General features: G+C 63.1%; 11 protein-coding genes. 5 read left to right on the plus strand and 6 right to left on the minus strand.

The annotated features are described in order from the left end of the window. The first annotated feature begins 1 nt into the window (after position 1). The 4 genes from D3218_RS11745 (at position 2) to D3218_RS11760 (ending at position 6,104) form a co-directional block, all read left to right on the plus strand. Positions 2 to 1,336 (plus strand): DNA cytosine methyltransferase, encoded by a 1,335-nt coding sequence (locus tag D3218_RS11745; protein ID WP_119540255.1) that lies wholly within the window; start codon positions 2 to 4, stop codon positions 1,334 to 1,336. Next, positions 1,326 to 2,879: an ATP-binding protein gene (locus D3218_RS11750; protein WP_119540256.1), complete on the plus strand. Its 1,554-nt coding sequence runs from the start codon at positions 1,326 to 1,328 to the stop codon at positions 2,877 to 2,879. Before D3218_RS11745 ends, D3218_RS11750 begins: the two co-directional genes overlap by 11 nt. Before the next feature lie 149 nt (positions 2,880 to 3,028). Beyond that, the gene (locus D3218_RS11755; protein ID WP_168990490.1) at positions 3,029 to 5,116 is read left to right on the plus strand and encodes a Z1 domain-containing protein; all 2,088 of its coding nucleotides are present in this window, start codon (positions 3,029 to 3,031) and stop codon (positions 5,114 to 5,116) included. Further along, positions 5,109 to 6,104 carry a PD-(D/E)XK motif protein gene (locus D3218_RS11760; protein WP_168990491.1) on the plus strand — a complete coding sequence of 332 codons (996 nt, stop codon included), beginning with the start codon at positions 5,109 to 5,111 and terminating at the stop codon, positions 6,102 to 6,104. The genes D3218_RS11755 and D3218_RS11760 overlap by 8 nt, the downstream gene beginning before the upstream one ends. Positions 6,105 to 6,253: 149 nt before the next feature. Here D3218_RS11760 and D3218_RS20125 read toward each other — a convergent pair whose 3' ends face one another. Continuing rightward, positions 6,254 to 7,078 carry a hypothetical protein gene (locus D3218_RS20125; RefSeq protein WP_245415012.1) on the minus strand — a complete coding sequence of 275 codons (825 nt, stop codon included), beginning with the start codon at positions 7,076 to 7,078 and terminating at the stop codon, positions 6,254 to 6,256. 236 nt (positions 7,079 to 7,314) lie between these two features. On the opposite strand from D3218_RS20125, the gene D3218_RS11770 reads away from it, so the two are divergent. Then, on the plus strand, positions 7,315 to 7,872 hold the full coding sequence (locus D3218_RS11770) for a recombinase family protein (protein ID WP_119540260.1): 558 nt from the start codon (positions 7,315 to 7,317) through the stop codon (positions 7,870 to 7,872). A 187-nt stretch (positions 7,873 to 8,059) separates the two neighbouring features. Here the strand turns inward: D3218_RS11770 and fhuB are convergent, their stop codons facing one another. From fhuB to D3218_RS11795, 5 genes are all read right to left on the minus strand, one after another. Further along, a complete protein-coding gene (gene fhuB / locus D3218_RS11775) occupies positions 8,060 to 10,003 on the minus strand; it encodes a Fe(3+)-hydroxamate ABC transporter permease FhuB (RefSeq protein ID WP_119540261.1) in 1,944 nt (647 codons plus the stop codon). After that, positions 10,000 to 10,860, minus strand: coding sequence for an ABC transporter substrate-binding protein (locus D3218_RS11780; RefSeq protein WP_119540262.1), 861 nt, complete (start codon positions 10,858 to 10,860; stop codon positions 10,000 to 10,002). The genes fhuB and D3218_RS11780 overlap by 4 nt, the downstream gene beginning before the upstream one ends. Positions 10,861 to 10,862: 2 nt before the next feature. Beyond that, complete coding sequence (locus D3218_RS11785; protein WP_119540263.1) at positions 10,863 to 13,391, minus strand: TonB-dependent siderophore receptor; 2,529 nt, start codon at positions 13,389 to 13,391, stop codon at positions 10,863 to 10,865. 95 nt (positions 13,392 to 13,486) lie between these two features. Next, on the minus strand, positions 13,487 to 14,452 hold the full coding sequence (locus tag D3218_RS11790; RefSeq protein WP_119540264.1) for a FecR family protein: 966 nt from the start codon (positions 14,450 to 14,452) through the stop codon (positions 13,487 to 13,489). Between the two features lie 68 nt (positions 14,453 to 14,520). After that, positions 14,521 to 15,024 carry an RNA polymerase sigma factor gene (locus D3218_RS11795; RefSeq protein ID WP_119540265.1) on the minus strand — a complete coding sequence of 168 codons (504 nt, stop codon included), beginning with the start codon at positions 15,022 to 15,024 and terminating at the stop codon, positions 14,521 to 14,523. Between the last annotated feature and the right edge of the window lie 652 nt (positions 15,025 to 15,676).

The raw sequence follows: 15,676 nt of genomic DNA on the forward strand, positions 1-15,676 counted from the left end.
CATGGCGGGCTTGCGGTTCATTGATCTTTTTGCAGGGTTAGGCGGCTTCCATCAAGCTCTGGGGCGTCTTGGGCATGAGTGTGTGTTTGCGTCCGAAATTGATCCTGCGCTCGCGAAACTCTACGAACTGAACTTCGAAATCCGCCCTCATGGCGACATTCGTGAATGTCATGCAAAGGTGCCTCCGCATGACATTTTGTGTGCAGGATTTCCTTGCCAGCCTTTCTCAAAGGCAGGTGACCAACTTGGTTTTGATTGCCCTCAGTGGGGCGACCTCTTCGACTACGTCCTTGCGATCCTAGACACCCACAAGCCCACCTATCTGCTGATCGAAAATGTGCCGAACCTGATACGGCATGACGAAGGCAGGACTTGGGAGAAGATTAAGGGCAGGCTGGAAGCGCTAGAATATCAGGTCGATCTAGGGAAGCTATCGCCCCATATGTTTGGTGTTCCGCAGGTGCGAGAGCGCGCCATCATCGTCGGCGCGCGAGGCGGGCTGGATCACTTTTCTTGGCCGACCGCTACCCATCGTCCTGACGAGATCACCATCAAGAGCGTTCTCGATGAGAAGCCGGAAGAAGCCCGAAAGCTTGGGCCGAAGTTCATTGAGTACCTTGAGACGTGGCAGGCGCTGATCGCCCAATTGCCAGTAGATGAGGAACTTCCCTCATTCCCTATCTGGGCAATGGAATTCGGGGCCACCTACCCCTATCGCGATATGACGCCGCATGAACTTGGCTTTGCTGAGATTGCGCCCTTCAGGGGAGCTCTCGGATGCTCTTTGAAGGGGCTTGGGGAAGATGCGATAAGGGCTGCCTTGCCCGCATACGCGCGGGATGAAGTCAAACGCTTCCCGGACTGGAAGCAGCAGTTCATTCGCCAAAACCGCGAATTTTATAAGCGCCATAAATCGGTTATTGATCCATGGCTTCCTCGTATCAGAGAATTTGCTCCAAGCTTCCAGAAACTGGAATGGAATTGGAAGACTGGGCCGCGCGACTTGTGGCAGACTGTGATTCAGTTCCGTGCGTCTGGAATACGCGCGAAACGCCCGACTTCGGCTCCTTCGCTTGTGGCTTTAACAACAAGTCAGGTGCCGGTTATCCCGTGGGAGCGCCGCTACATGACTATGCGTGAATGCGCGCGACTCCAAAGTATGGGTAAGCTGCCTAACCTACCTGATAGCCAGAGCGCCGCGCATAAGGCGCTTGGTAATGCCGTTAACGTGGACGTTATCGCCGCCGTTGCCACTGTGCTGCTACGCCCTCCCGCTGATTCAGGCGCGGCAGAGCTTATGATGGTCTTGCGGGCGGGAGAAAACCTTGCCGCCTAAGGGAACGGCGGCCGAGGAAATCACGGCGGTCGCAATCCGGCCGGGCGTCAGCGTTCTCTCTATTCTTCGGCATCTGAATTACAAGACATGGTTTGCTTTGGCCGAGTTTGTGGACAACTCCGTTCAGAGTTACCTCGTTAATAAGGACCGGTTGGAAGCCCTGCATGGCAGAGGTTTCCGGCTGAAGGTGGAGATCATCGTCGAGCAGGCAGCGCCGTCGCGCATCATCATTCGTGACAACGCCGCAGGCATCGCCTTGCAGGACTTTCCTCGCGCCTTCCGTCCCGCAGCGATCCCACCAGAACGTGAGGGATTATCTGAGTTCGGCATGGGGATGAAAAGCGCAGCTTGCTGGTTCGCACCACGCTGGTCAGTGCGCACAAAAGCTCTCGGCGATCCAATGGGACGAATGGTGAGGTTTGACGTTGCGAAAATCGTCCGTGATGAGATCGAGGAACTCGAGATTGAAGCGGCTCCAATCAAGGCAAGCGCTCACTTCACTGAGGTCGTTCTTGAACAGCCCTATCATCTTCCCGCCGGGCGAACGGTTTCTAAGATCAAGGAACACCTGACCGACATATACCGCGTTTATCTTCGCGACGAGGTGCTTAATATCCGCCTAAACGGCGACTCCCTCAACTACGTCTCCCCGCGCATACTTTCTGTCCCTTATGTTCGAAAACCCGAGGACGGAACTAAGCTGTGGCGGCGAGAAATCAGTTTCGATCTTGGGGGCGGTCTCTCGGCTCATGGCTTTGCCGCCCTTATGGACCCAATGAATACCAACCGCTCGGGCTTTGCGCTCTTTCGGCGAGGCAGGCTGATCGAGGGTAGTGGTGATGAAGGGTATCGGCCATCCTATATATTCGGCCAGCCGGGTAACTTCCGTTGGCGGAGGCTCTTCGGCGAAATTCATCTCGACGGGTTCGAGGTCAGCCATACCAAGGACGGCTTCCGCTGGGACGAGAATGAGCGGCCATTCCTTGAACTACTACGGGAGGAGCTTGATAAGGACGACTTGCCCCTTCTCCGGCAGGCCGATCTCTATCGCGTTCAGGCTCCCCGCAACGAGCTTGCCGACGCCGCCCAAAAGGCCATCGGCAGGACTGTCCATGCCGTGCAGGCGACCTTACCCGAGGCGTTGCCGGGGCTCGCCAGCGAGCAGCCGGTTGAGACGCGCGAGGCTCCGTTGGAGCCTGAGCCGTCGTTGGCAAAGCGTGAGTTGGCTGTTCATTTCCGCGATCAGAAATGGCTGCTTCGGATCGAATTGACGAACGATCCTGCGCAGGCGGATTGGCTGGCGGTGAGCGACCAACCTGCCCAGCAGGATGGCGTTCAGGTACTTGAGATCAGGTTGTCGCTCATCCACCCGTTCATGGTCAGCTTCGCTCAAACTGACCCTGACGGTGTAGAAGCCTTGCTTCGCGTCGCAGCCGGCTTGGCACTTTCGGAAAAACTGGCGCGCGGCGTCGGCTTGAAGCAGGCAGGCACCATTCGCCGTAATTTAAATGAACTGTTGCGCGCAGCTCTCGCCAAGCCATAGGTTGGGGGATGCCCAATGGATCAGCCGTAATTACACCCCTTAATCCCTCGCATCAGCTAGGAGCAAACTGGAGTCCGCACATTGGCGAGGAAGCGAGGGAGTTGGTCTTTAGAAAACTCGCTCATGAAAGCCAAGACGCGAAGGATGCGGTGCTGAGTTCAGCCGCATCGATTTTATCCAAGTCTGTTGACCCACAAGCCGATTCGGGCAGCGAAACTGGCCTCGTTATCGGCTATGTCCAGAGCGGCAAGACGCTATCGTTCACGACCGTTATGGCGCTGGCACGCGACAACGGGTTTCAGCTTGTTATCGTAGTGGCAGGCATATCGAAGCTACTGCTCAAGCAATCTACCGATCGGCTCCGCAAAGACCTTCAGATCGAGGAAATCCAAGGATCGCTCCAGTGGAAGTTATACATCAACCCTGCCGACAACGAGACTAATCGCAGGCATATCCAGCAGACGCTCGGTGAATGGTCTGATCCCGACGTTGCGCAAAGCGAGCGCGCCACCGTTCTCATCACGGTGATGAAGAACCATAGCTGGTTGCGCAAGCTTGTCGGTCTGCTGCGACATCTCGACCTTGCAGGTGTACCGACTCTCATCATCGACGACGAAGCTGATCAGGCGAGTCTTAATACACTCGTCCGGCAGCAGCGCCAAAGCACGACCTATCAGCGTTTGCTCGATGTGCGTGACGCGATCCCGCACCATACCTTCCTTCAATACACCGCAACTCCTCAAGCACCATTGCTAATCAACATCATCGACGCGCTGTCGCCCGGATTCGTTGAGGTGCTGGAGCCGGGTACTGGATACGTTGGCGGGCAAGCTTTCTTCTCCGGCAACATGCCGCTCATCAAGGTGATTGACCCGCAAGACATCTCAACGGACGACAATCCCCTCACTGATCCCCCTGAGCCACTGTGCGAAGCATTGCGGGTTTTTCTGCTTGGAGTAGCGGCCGGCCTCGTTGAAGGGCAGAGCGTGCGCAACCCGCGCCGATCCATGCTTGTTCATCCGTCACAGCGTACGGATTCCCACGCTGAATATTGGCGGTGGATCAGCGCCATGTTCGACGATTGGCAGCGGGTGCTGGAGTTGTCCGATGGTAACGCCGACAAGCAGGACCTACTGGACGAGTTCCGCAAGGACTATGACGAACTCACTGGTACGGTGAGTGGCCTGCCTTCGTTTGACGACTTGGCGAGGCGGCTTCCGAGGGCATTCCGCAGGACGAAGATCGAGCAGGTCAATGCGCGCGCCGGTCAAACTCCGGAGATCGATTGGAGTCAGTCTTATGGCTGGATACTGGTTGGCGGGCAGGCGATGGATCGTGGCTTCACCGTCGAGGGGCTCACTGTTACTTACATGCCGCGTGGTCCGGGTATGGGCAACGCCGATACAGTGCAACAGCGAGGCCGATTCTTTGGCTATAAGCAGCGATATCTAGGCTTCTGCCGCATCTACCTCGAACAGGATGCGCTCAATGCCTTTGAGGACTATGTCGCGCATGAAGAGGATATGCGCCGCCAACTCCAAGACGTGCAGCGTAGCGGCCAACCGCTAAGCGCGTGGAAACGTGCCTTCGTACTCTCGCCCGATCTTCAGGCGTGCCGGCGCAATGTCATTAATTACGAGTACGTGCGGGGCAATTACTCCAATCAATGGTTTTATCCCGGCGTCGCGGAAGCGCCTGAGGAGGTGCTGGATGCGAACCGGGCTGCGACCACGCAGTTCTTCGCTAGCATCGCGCTTGAGGTCGATCCTGATCTGGCCAGCCGTGAGCCTGCCCAGCGGCACAAGGTAGCTCGTGGCCTATCCCTCGCACAGGTCGTCAGCGACCTGATCGTGCCGTTCAGAGTCACAGGTGCGTCGGATTCGTGCAATCTTGTTGGCTTGATGCTCCAGCTTTCCAAAGCGCTTGAGGACAACTGCGACGAACGATGCACCATTTACCATATTAGCCCCGAGTTTGCCCGTTCTCGTGCTATCGACGCCAATGGCAAGATAAATGAACTGTTCCAAGGCGCGACGCGGCTGGCATCTGGCGGGTATAGCTATCCCGGCGATGCCGCCTTTCGCGACCAGGATACCGTGACAATCCAGTTCCACACTCTTCAACTTCGTCGCGGCGATGCCGTGGTCGTTGAGAACGTGCCTGTCATCGCTATCTGGATTCCGCGACGACTCGAAGTTGATTGGGTCTCGCAGGACCAGCGTGAGCAGCATGACTGACGTTTCGCTCGCCGAGTTGCTTGCCTCTATCGAGCCCCTTGCGCATGACGCCGAAGTTGAAGCGTTTAGTGTGCGCCCAATTCAGGGCTTTGAGCGTCATTATGTGGGCCGCAACGCTGCTGGGCAACCAAGCCTGCTGCTTGGCAGCGGTCCGGGCGTTTTTCATGTGCCCGTGCGGCTGGCCATGCTTGAAGCTCGCTTCGGCAGCCGGCATCGCATCCATCCAGTGGACGGGGAACAGCGCGAGGAGTTGCTATCAGTCATTACCTGCACCTCGCAGGACCCACAGGCACAAACCTATTTTCTGCATGTCGGTGAAACAATTCTACGCATCATAGGGCCAAACCCTTCGCTCAATGACATCGTGCAAGCGGTTCAGCGCCTGATCGAAGTGTTCCGGCGGCTGGCCCGCCCGGCGTCACGCTCGCTCAACGGACTCCTCGGCGAGCTTTTCCTGATTGGGGTCAGTCGGAACGTGAAGGCGTCGGTCGAGGCTTGGCGAAGTCTCGACGTAGACCGCTTCGACTTCTCTGTTGGCGACGTGCGCCTTGACGTCAAATCGTCAGCGGAACGGCTGCGCATCCATCACCTTTCCGCTGAACAATGTAAGCCACCGGCAGGAACGGTCGGGCTGCTCGCTTCGCTGTTCATTGAGAGTAGCGGTGGAGGTCAATCGCTGCGTGAGTTGGTTGCTGCAATCGAGGCTGCACTGGCTGACCGTGACGACCTGATCCTCAAGGTTCAGGAAACCATCGCCGGGTCGCTGGGCGAGAGTTTGCCGACGGCTATGGGGGCGCGATATGATGATCGCCTAGCGCTGGCCTCTCTGCTCTTTTACGACTTGGCAGCGGTTCCCGCAATCAGAGATGGTGTCCCATCTGAAGTCAGTCAGATCCATTTCCGATCTGATTTGTCGCGCACCGAATCACTAAGCGAAACTGCACTGCGATTGATGCCAGAGACGGCGAGACAGCTGTTGCCTCGATAATTGACTGGTGCGTTTCTTCTAGAGTATTCCGGATCAATTTTCGCTCAACTTCATCTACCCGCAACTACGTGTCAGCATTTTCCCGCAAAGACTGACCGTAAGTTGTATTTTTGATCGCCAATCGGCTGGGCAAACGAGCGATGCTGGTTTCAAGCTGTTGAGGGCTTAAACCTGAAATATTGTTGGGTAGTATTCTCCCAGTTTTTCAGTTTCTCAGGTTGAATACCGTGAAGGAGCAGCGTTTCTCGGAGCCATGCGAAATGCTCCATAAGGTCAGAACAGAGAACATCCGTAAGAACGGTGAGCGGCGGAGCATTTGATGGTGGTTTGAGATCAGCGTGGGTTAGCCACCAGAGCCAATGTGTCATTAGAAACGGGGACGACCCTACGGGCGCGAAGGAGCGCGCAGACTCGTGTATGGCAATTCCATAAGGCGGCGCGGCGCTCTCCTCTCGAAAAGCCTGAATTATCGCTGGGCCAAAGGCCACTCTACTTAAGGTGTTTTGGTGTGCAAGGCGCTTGGTTGCGGACAACCCTTTTGCAATCGCTTCACCGCGATAGACAGGCCCATATGCGATGCCGCCGCGAAGCAGGAAGCGATTCTGAGGAACTTTCGTGGATATGAATATCGATGCCAGATCCATCATAACCGATCGGACAACCTGCTGAATGACAATTTTATCAGAAGCAAGGATAAAAACGCCGTCATTGATCGGCAAGGTATCAACACAACTTGCGGCCGCAACCGCTTGATCAACGGCCATATGCAGACGAACTAGAGCATTTGCTGGCTTCTCAAGTGACATGGACATTAGGTGACCAGCGCCCATAAGATCGACCCAAGCGACATAAGCATTATCTGCTTGCTCGATTTGGCTGGAATCGAACCGATAACGAACCCTCTGCCGTTGCGCATAAATGCGAACTTGGTCAGTTGGGCTTGGCCCATCAGTCCCGATCTTGATCGATGCCATACAAGCTTCCAATGCCAGCCGGGGTCGAATCTTGTTATGCTACGAAGTATGACAGCTTACGGTAATGGCACAACGTACGTTTGATGAGAGGAACGTGCACGCGGCCATCGGCTAGCGTCACTTCAGCGCATACCCTACCGTGTCGTCACTCGGGCCGGCCTTTGCTTCGTAACATCTGAGTTGACGACCGCTATTTGTGACTTGGTACGCCTTGGGCCTAAACCTTGAGGTGACCCATGGCCCGCATCGGCTACGCACGCGTCAGCACACTCGACCAAGACCTCGATGGGCAACTCGATCGGCTGCGAGCCGAGGGGTGCGCCATCATCCGCGCAGAGAAGGTGTCTGGTGCCAGCCGCGACGGTCGCTCTGAACTCGCCACGGTTATCGAGTTTCTGCGACCGGGCGATGAACTGCTCGTCACCCGCCTGGATCGGTTGGGTCGGGATACCCGCGACGTTCTCAACCTCATTCACGAGTGCGAGCAGCGCGGCGCGTTCGTCACCGTGCTCGACCCACACGTGTCCACGCGCGGCGAGATGGGCCATGTCGTGCTGACGGTGCTCGGGATGGTGGCGCAGATGGAGCGGCGCTTCATCAAGGAGCGTCAGCGCGAGGGCATCGAGCGTGCCAAGGCAGCTGGCGCTTATCGTGGCGGGTGGCCCCGCCTCAACCGTCAGCACATTGTGGCCCTACGCGCCGAGGGATTGGGGCCAGCAGCCATTGCCAAGGCTGTGGGCTGCTCGCGGATGCAGGTCTATCGGATACTGTACGCCTCAACTCTCGAAGCGTGATTGCAATAGCTGCGTAGGTCAGCTTTTCGCAGCCGTCCTCCGTAAGCTGCCAATCCGCAAACGACCCTTCTCTGACCTTGGGCGACATGCGCAAGCTCTCCAAAACCGGACGTTCGCGATAGGCGGTCCCTGTCTGGTGTCCGTCGTGGCTCATGCCGTTGCACGACGGACGATGCTTCTTCTGTCGTCAGCGCGTGCGGCTCAGCGCCCAGACGAAATAAGGGCCGCCCAGCAGGCTCGCGAGGACGCCTGCGGGAATCTCGTAGGGAAACATCAGGCTTCGGCCGAGGCCGTCGGCCAACATCAGCGTGGTGGCTCCGATCGTGGCCGACACGAGAAGATGGTTCGCCGCGCGCGTGAAGCCGAGCGTTCGGGCGAGGTGCGGAGCGATTAGGCCGACGAAGCTCGACGGACCGACGACGAGCACGGCCGCGGACGTCGCGACCGCCGCAAGGCTGAGGACGGCGAGGCGCGTTCGCCCGAGCGCGAGGCCGAGCGCGCGCGCCGTGGCGGGCCCGAGCGGCAGGAGCGTCAGCGGGCGCGCCATCGAGAGTGCGAGGGGGAGCGTCGCGAGAAGGACGGCGGCCGCTGCGAGCGAGGTCGTCATGTCGGCGCGGTAGGTCGGGCCCGCCATCCATGCGAGGACATAGGCCGCCCGCGGATGGCCGCTGGCGATCACCAGCGAGACGGCCCCCGACACCAGCGTTCCCAAGGCGACGCCGGCCAGAAGCAGGCGCTCTGACGAGAAGCCTCGGCGTCCGCCGACGGAGAGAAGAGCCACGAAGGCCGCGACGGCTCCCGCCAGAGCGAAACCTAGCAAGCTTGCCGGAGCGAAGACCGGCAACACCAGGAACGCCAGCGTCACGCCGGCCGCGGCGCCCGAACTGACGCCCAGCACTTCCGGGCTCGCCATGTCGTTGCCGAGGAGGCGCTGGATCAGCGCGCCCGCCAGCGCTAGGAGCGCGCCCGTCGCGGCGGCCGCCAGCATGCGCGGCCACCGCCATTCCAGCGCCAGCGCGAGATCGAACGGCATGTCGCCCGCCGGTCCGAGCCCCGCGATGAGGATGGCCACGACGGGCAGGGCAAGGATCGTCGGCAGGACGAGCGGCCCCGGTGGACGCCCCGTGGGGGCCGGGGCCGGCGGCCTGGGCATGGCCGTGGAGGCGAGCCGCGGCAGGAGCAGGAGGATCAGGGGCGCACCGAGCATCGCGGTCAGGGTGCCGGTCGGGACCATGCCGAGGACGGGTGCGGCACCCTGCACGAGGGCATCGCTGCCCGCCAGGAGGGCGGCCCCGAACAGCGGAGCCAGCCACACGCGATCGGACGATCGCCCGGCGCCCGAAAGGCGGGCGAGATGGGGGGCGGCCAGTCCGATGAAGCCGATCACGCCGACATCGGCCGTCACGACGCCGGCAAGAACCACGGCAAGGCCCAGCGAGGCCATGCGAAACGGGGCGAGCCGGACCCCGAGCGAGCGCATGGACGCGTCTCCGAGCCCGGCCAGCGCCAGGGGGCGCGCGAGGAGGCACAGAAGAGCCGCGACCGGCAGGACCACCATCGCCAGACGCCGGGCGACCGAGCCGTCGTTCTGGAGGAGCGAACCGCTGCCCCAGACGAAGAGCGCCCGCAGATACTCGAACTGCATCAGCGCGAGGAGCGTCGCAAGGCCGGAGGCCATCAGGTTGACGACGAGCCCGGTGAGGACGACGCGAACGGGGTCGAGGCCCCGTCGAAAGTTGGGCCCCAGCACCAGGCCGCCGACGATGCCGGCGCCGAGAAGAGCCGCCCCCATGCGGCCGCCAGCGCCAAGACCCGGCAGCAGAAGGAGAGCCGTCGTGACGCCGAGCTGCGCGCCCGCCGACAGCCCGAGCGTCGCCGGCTCGGCCAGGGGATTGCGCAGGACTTCCTGAAGCACGAAGCCGGAGAGGCCGAGCGCCGCCCCCGCGAGCAAGGCGACGAGGAGGCGCGGCACGGCCGACAAGGCGAAGGCCGCCTGCGCGTAGGACGGGGCGTCGGCGTCGCGCAGGGCGGTCCACCATTGGGCGGGCGGCAGGTCCTGCGACCAGACCCAGCCGGTGAAGAGCAGGGCGAGCGCTAGGAACCCAAGGGCCGCGACGAGGCCTTGCCTCATGAGGGAGCCAAGCTGTCCGCTAGCACGGTCGCGAACCGCTCGGCGGCGGTGAGCGCACCGAACTGCCAGACCGGCGGCAGGACCGAGACACGCCCGGCGCGCACGCTCGGCAGGCTCCGCCAGAGCGCGCTTCCGGCGAGACCATCCGGCAGCCCCGGCGAGACCATGAGGAGACGGGCACCGCTACGGGCGGCGATCTCGCCGAGGCCGATCGTGGAGAAGCCCCAGGGGTTGGTCGCGCCGGAAAAGGCGTTGTCGAGACCAAGCCGCGTGAAGACGGCGTCGAACAGGCTGCCCCGGCCGTAGACGTCGGCGTGGCGCTCGTCGACGAAGTTGAGGACGAGGATCGGCCGGCGCTCCCACGCCTCCAAGCGCCTGCGCTGCGTCTCCATCGCGGCGTCGAAGCGCTCGATGACGTCGCGCCCTGCCGCCTCGCGGCCGGTCGCCGCCGCGATGGTGCGGAGCGCCTCCTGCGACCGGTCGAGCGGTCGCCGCGTCGTCCCGTAGATTTCGAGCGCGAGGGTCGGCGCGATGCGGCGAAGGCGTCCTTCGGCCGGCCCGTATCCCGAAAGGGCGAGGATGAGATCGGGCCGGATCGAGGCGAGGCGCTCAAGGCTCGGCTGGCTGCGCAGCCCGAGGTCGATCGTGCCGGGCGGCAGCGCCGGCTCGCCGACACGGCCGGCATAGAGCGCCGTTTCCGCGACGGCGACGGGCCTGACCCCAAGCGCCAGCACGAGTTCCGCCAGCGCCCAGTCGAGGACGGCGATGCGTTGCGGCGCGCCCGCGCGCGCGCCGCCTGCCCCGCATGCGGCGGCGAGGAGCGCCGCCGCCAGGACGTCGCGACGCGACGGGTTCATGCTCAGAACTTCACGTTCATCGTGGCGTAGACCATCCGCCCCTCGCCGTAATAGCACCCGACCGGCGCGATGCAGGTCGAGACGTATGTCTTGTCGAGGAGGTTGGTCGCATCGACCTTCAGCGTCACGCCCTCGTATTTCGGCGACAGGGCGCCGAAGTCGTAGCGCACGGAGGCGTCGAAGAGCGTGAAGGACGGGATATCGAACCTGTTGGCGTTGTCGCCGAAGGTCTGCCCGGTGTAGCGCAGCCCGCCGCCGAGGCCGAAGCCGTGGAGCGGGCCCTCGCCGAACGTGTAGTCGAGCCACGCGCTCGCCTGGTGTTCCGGCACAAAGGCGAGGCGATTGCCGAGCGTCGAGGCCGCCGCGGCCGAGCTGGGGTTGGCCTTCGTGATTTCGCTGTCCTGGTAGGCGTAGGATGCGATCAGCTCCAGCCCGTCCGCCAGTTCGGCCTTGCCCTCCAGTTCGAGCCCGCGGATCTCCACCTCGCCGGTCTGGACGCTGAAGCTGTAGTTCAGGGGATCGGGCGTGAGAACGTTGGTCTGCGTCAGCTGGAAGGCGGAGAGGGTGAAGAGCGCGTTGATCCCGGTCGGCTCGTATTTGAGCCCGACCTCGATCTGCTCGCCTTCCGTCGGATCGAAGGCGCTGCCGAGACGGTCCGTGCCGGCGGCCGGCTGGAACGACGTGGCGTAGCTGACATAGGGCGTGATGCCGTTGTCGAAGCTGTAGAGGAGGCCGGCACGCCCGGTCAGGGCGCTGTCGCTCTGATCGGTGGTGCGGGTGGTCGAGGTCGAGACCGTTGTGGTGTCGGTCGTCGTGTCGGCCCAGTCCTGGCGCAGGCCGCCGACGAGCGACCAGCCGCCGAACTTCACCTGGTCCTGCGCGTAGAGGCCGAGCTGGCTGCGCGTCTGGTCGATCACCGTCGCCGGCTTGGGCACCTGCGCCGTCAGGCTGTAGCCGGGGCTGAACACGTTGTAGGGGAAGGCCAGATAGCCCGGCACGCCGCGCGGGAAATTGACGTATTGGAGATTGCTCTCGGAAAAGTCCGAGCGCTCGTCGAGATAGTCGAGGCCGATTAGCGCCGTGTGCTCCAGCGGCCCCGTGTCGAAATGGACCTCGGCCTGGTTGTCGACCGTGAAGAGCTTGGCGCTTTCGGGGAAGGCCCAGGCGTAGCGGCCGAGATTGGTGGCCGAGCAGAGCGAGGTCGTGGGGAAGCAGAAGCCCTGGACGCGCTGCGAATGGGTGTCCACCTCGCCGTAGCGCAGGTTCTGGCGGATCTCGACCTGATCGGACAGCTCGTGGGCGAACTCGTAGCCCGCGAACCACTGCTCGTTCTCGAAATGATCGTATCCCGGCTGGCCGATGAAGGTGCCGCGCTCGATGAAACGGCCCGTCACCGGGTCGGGGTAGAGCGTGCCGTCGGCGGGAAGGCCCGGCGCCTGTCCGCCCCCTGGCGCGTCGATCCGCTGATACTGGCCGAGCAGCGTGAGGCTCGTCGCATCGCTCGGGCGCCACGTGAGGGAGGGTGCGACGAAGAGCTTGTTCTCCTCGACGAAGTCCGTCTCCGTGTCGGTCATCCGGCCGAGCGCCGCGATCCGCCCGAGCCACCGGCCCTCCTCGTCCAGCCGCCCGCCGAAATCGCCGGCGAGTTCCGCCCGGCTGTAGCGTCCGCCCTGGACCTGGATCTCGCGCACGCGCTCCTCGGTCGGGCGCTTGGAGACCATGTTCAGCGTGCCGCCCGGATTGCCCTGTCCGTAGAGGAGCGAAGCGGGGCCCTTCAGCACCTCGACCCGTTCCAGGCCGAACGGCTCGATGCGCGGCTGGGAATAGCCGCGCGCGCCGAAGGGCAGGCGCAGTCCGTCGAGATAGCGGCCGGGGGTGAAGCCGCGCACGGTGAGCCAGTCGTGGCGCAGATCGGAGTTGCCGTACTGCGCGATGACGCCCGGCGTATAGCGGAGCGCCTCCGTGACGGTCTGCGACCCCTGCCGCGCCATCTGGTCGGCGGTGACGACGTTGATCGCCTGCGGCGTCTCTTTCAGCGGCGTTTCGGTCTTGGTGCCGGTGGCGCTGCGCGTCGCCACGATCCCGTCGACCGGGCCGAAGGCGGACTCGCCCCCGCCGTCCACGACAACCATGTCGAGAACCACCGTGCCGTCGGCCGCGACGCCACCCGCCGCCTCGCCGGGGGCCTCGACCAGGAGCGTCCGGGGCGAGGTGAAGCGATAGGTCAGGCCGCTGCCGCTCAACAGGCGCGCGGCCGCCTCGTCCGCGCTCAAGCGCCCCGACACGGCGCCGGACGTGCCCGCGATCGGACGCGAGCCGCCGCGTACGATCTGGACGCCCGTGACCGCGGTGAAGTCGGCCAGGGCCGATAGGAGCGGCTTGGGGGGAATGCGGAACGCATAAGTTTGCGAGCCTTGAGCGAAGACGGGGACCGGACCGGTCCCGCCCACGAGCCCGCCGCACAGACCGAGCGCGACCGCCGTTGCCGACACGCCGCCCCGCAGGCACCCCCACACCGTCGTCTTCACCATCGTCTTCGAACCCCTCGACCCCAACCGGCAAAACTCGCCGTCGAAGAGGGGAACGAATAACCGGACTTAATCCCTCAAATTATCCGGGCGCCCGGTCATCGGTAGATCACGGTCGCCACGCCCGGAATCTCGGCGACGTGCAGCCCGAGTCCCGTCCGCAGGGCTTCAAGCACCGCGCCGGGATCGCGGACGCTGAAGACGCCGGACATCGTCATCGAGCGAAGCGAGGCGTCCGACACGAGGATGCGGCCCGTCTGCATGCGGGCGAGTTCGTCGACGATCCGCGACAGGGGGGCGGCGTCGAGGACCACGATCCCGCGCCGCCAGGCATGGGCCGTCTGGACATCGACGCTTCGCACGGCGCCGAGCCGCCCGCCCTCGGCCGAGACTTCCTGTCCGGCCGTGAGTTCGATGCGGCGGTCCGGCGTCGAGACACCGACGCGCCCCCGTTCCACGGACACCCCGACATGGTCCGCGTCGCCCTCGACGGCGAAGGCGGTGCCGAGAACCCGCGTCTCGACCGTGCCCGCCGAGACCTCGAAAGTCCTCGCCTCGTCGTGCCGCACGTCGAGAAAGACGCGCCCGCGCAGGAGCTCGACGCGGCGCTCCGGCCCCGCCATGTCGACCCGGATCGCCGTGTCCCCGTCCAGGAACGCGGAGGAGCCGTCGGGGAGAACGATCTCGCGCTGCTCGCCGGGACGCGTCGCATGGTCGGCCATCGCCCGGTCGATCAGACCGGCATCGCGCAAGACGCCGAGACCGAGGCCGACGGCGGCGAGGCTCGCCGCCACCGCCAGGGCGCGGAACGCCGGTTTGAGCCTCGACGGGCGGCGCGGCGTCCGGCGGTGCCACCCGTCGCCTCCCCACTGCGCGGCCGGGCCGTCCATCTCGTTCCACAGGCGCTTGGCCGCCTGGAACGCGTCATGCCGGTCGCGCCCCCCGGACAGCCAGGCGCGAAACGCGAGCCGGTCGGCGCGCGTCACATCCCCTCGGTTCATCCGCACGAACCATTCGAGCGCCTGCCGCTCGGTCTCGTCCCGCTCTTCGGTCGAAGAAGGCATCCGTCACGTTCGTTCGTGTTCAGTCCGCGCATGTCCTGCGGCGAGAACGTTTTTAAGCGGCGCCACCCTCAAAACAAGTCGCGGTTCCGGCGCCAGTCGCGGCAGAACAGAAGGGCGGACATGAGGTCCTTCTCCACCGTCGAGACCGACACGCCGAGCCGGTCGGCGATCTCGGCATAGGAGAGGCCGTCGAGCTTGGAGAGGAGAAAGGCGCGTTGCGTGCGCTCCGGCAGACCCCGCAGGGCGGCGAGGAAGTCCTGCATCGCCTCGCGGTCGGCGCAGGCGGTCTCCTGCGAGGGAGGGGCGGTCGCCACCTGCTCGGGCCGCAGGGCCGCCAGCGCGTCGCGCCTGCGCCGGTCCTGGCGGATCCGGTCGATCGCCAGGTTCTTGGCGGACTGCACCAGAAATCCGCGATCCTGCGCCGTCAGGTCGTGCTTGGCCAGATTGACGAAGGTGTCCTGAACGACGTCCTCGGCCAGGAAGGCGCAACCCGTGATCCGCCGGACGATGCGTTTGAGGCGGCTCTCCTCTTGGAGGAAGAGGGCGGCGATCGCGGATGGCTGTTTGGACATGGACGCCGCGGGCAACGGTTGGATCGACTATGCCAGGGTTTCTAATCGTGCCCGCCGAAAGCGCCAACTATTATGATTTAGAAGACCTCCAAGGCGATTGCGGCGCCTGTTCGGAGCAGGAGCGAAGCGGTGATTGCAAGACTTGATGATATGCTGTCCGGCAGCTCGGATCGGCCTGAATCGCGCGGCCATGCCACGTCCAAGTAAACTCTCCTTTTCCGAAGTCGTGGGCGTGCCACACGACCGAACTAGGGTTTGAATGCTCGAAACTCGGTGACCGCTTGTGTCCCATACCTCCGGAAAGCTGCCCGACCGCTTTCCACCCGAGTTCGCCTATCGGCGCGATCAAAGGCAAAACCCCAAAGCAGCCTTTGGTTTGCTCGCAACCGTAGATTCTCAAGGTTCAGTTCACCGATATCCGTCGCAAATTGATCAGCACCTACAGGGACGGCGTATCCATCGAGCTTTCAATGTCGGCTAGGCGGTCCCAGGCTGGTCAGGGGGGCGAGGGCTTAGGGCCAAAATTGAACCGCCCCGGGTTTGTCGGAGGCTCCAACTCTTGAGAGGATGGAGCCATGACGAAGAGAACACCGCCGTTTAGTCCCGAGGTCCGCGCCCGTGCGGTTCGGATGGTGATGGATCACCGTGATGA

Source organism: Aureimonas flava, from assembly GCF_003583935.1.
Lineage (GTDB): Bacteria > Pseudomonadota > Alphaproteobacteria > Rhizobiales > Rhizobiaceae > Aureimonas > Aureimonas flava.

Coding starts and splice junctions, on each gene's coding strand:
- D3218_RS11745 (WP_119540255.1), top strand. CDS start 2: ATGGCGGGCTTGCGGTTCATTGATCTTTTTGCAGGGTTAGGCGGCTTC.
- D3218_RS11760 (WP_168990491.1), top strand. CDS start 5,109: ATGACTGACGTTTCGCTCGCCGAGTTGCTTGCCTCTATCGAGCCCCTT.
- D3218_RS20125 (WP_245415012.1), bottom strand. CDS start 7,078: ATGGCATCGATCAAGATCGGGACTGATGGGCCAAGCCCAACTGACCAA.
- D3218_RS11770 (WP_119540260.1), top strand. CDS start 7,315: ATGGCCCGCATCGGCTACGCACGCGTCAGCACACTCGACCAAGACCTC.
- fhuB (WP_119540261.1), bottom strand. CDS start 10,003: ATGAGGCAAGGCCTCGTCGCGGCCCTTGGGTTCCTAGCGCTCGCCCTG.
- D3218_RS11780 (WP_119540262.1), bottom strand. CDS start 10,860: ATGAACCCGTCGCGTCGCGACGTCCTGGCGGCGGCGCTCCTCGCCGCC.
- D3218_RS11785 (WP_119540263.1), bottom strand. CDS start 13,391: ATGGTGAAGACGACGGTGTGGGGGTGCCTGCGGGGCGGCGTGTCGGCA.
- D3218_RS11790 (WP_119540264.1), bottom strand. CDS start 14,452: ATGCCTTCTTCGACCGAAGAGCGGGACGAGACCGAGCGGCAGGCGCTC.
- D3218_RS11795 (WP_119540265.1), bottom strand. CDS start 15,024: ATGTCCAAACAGCCATCCGCGATCGCCGCCCTCTTCCTCCAAGAGGAG.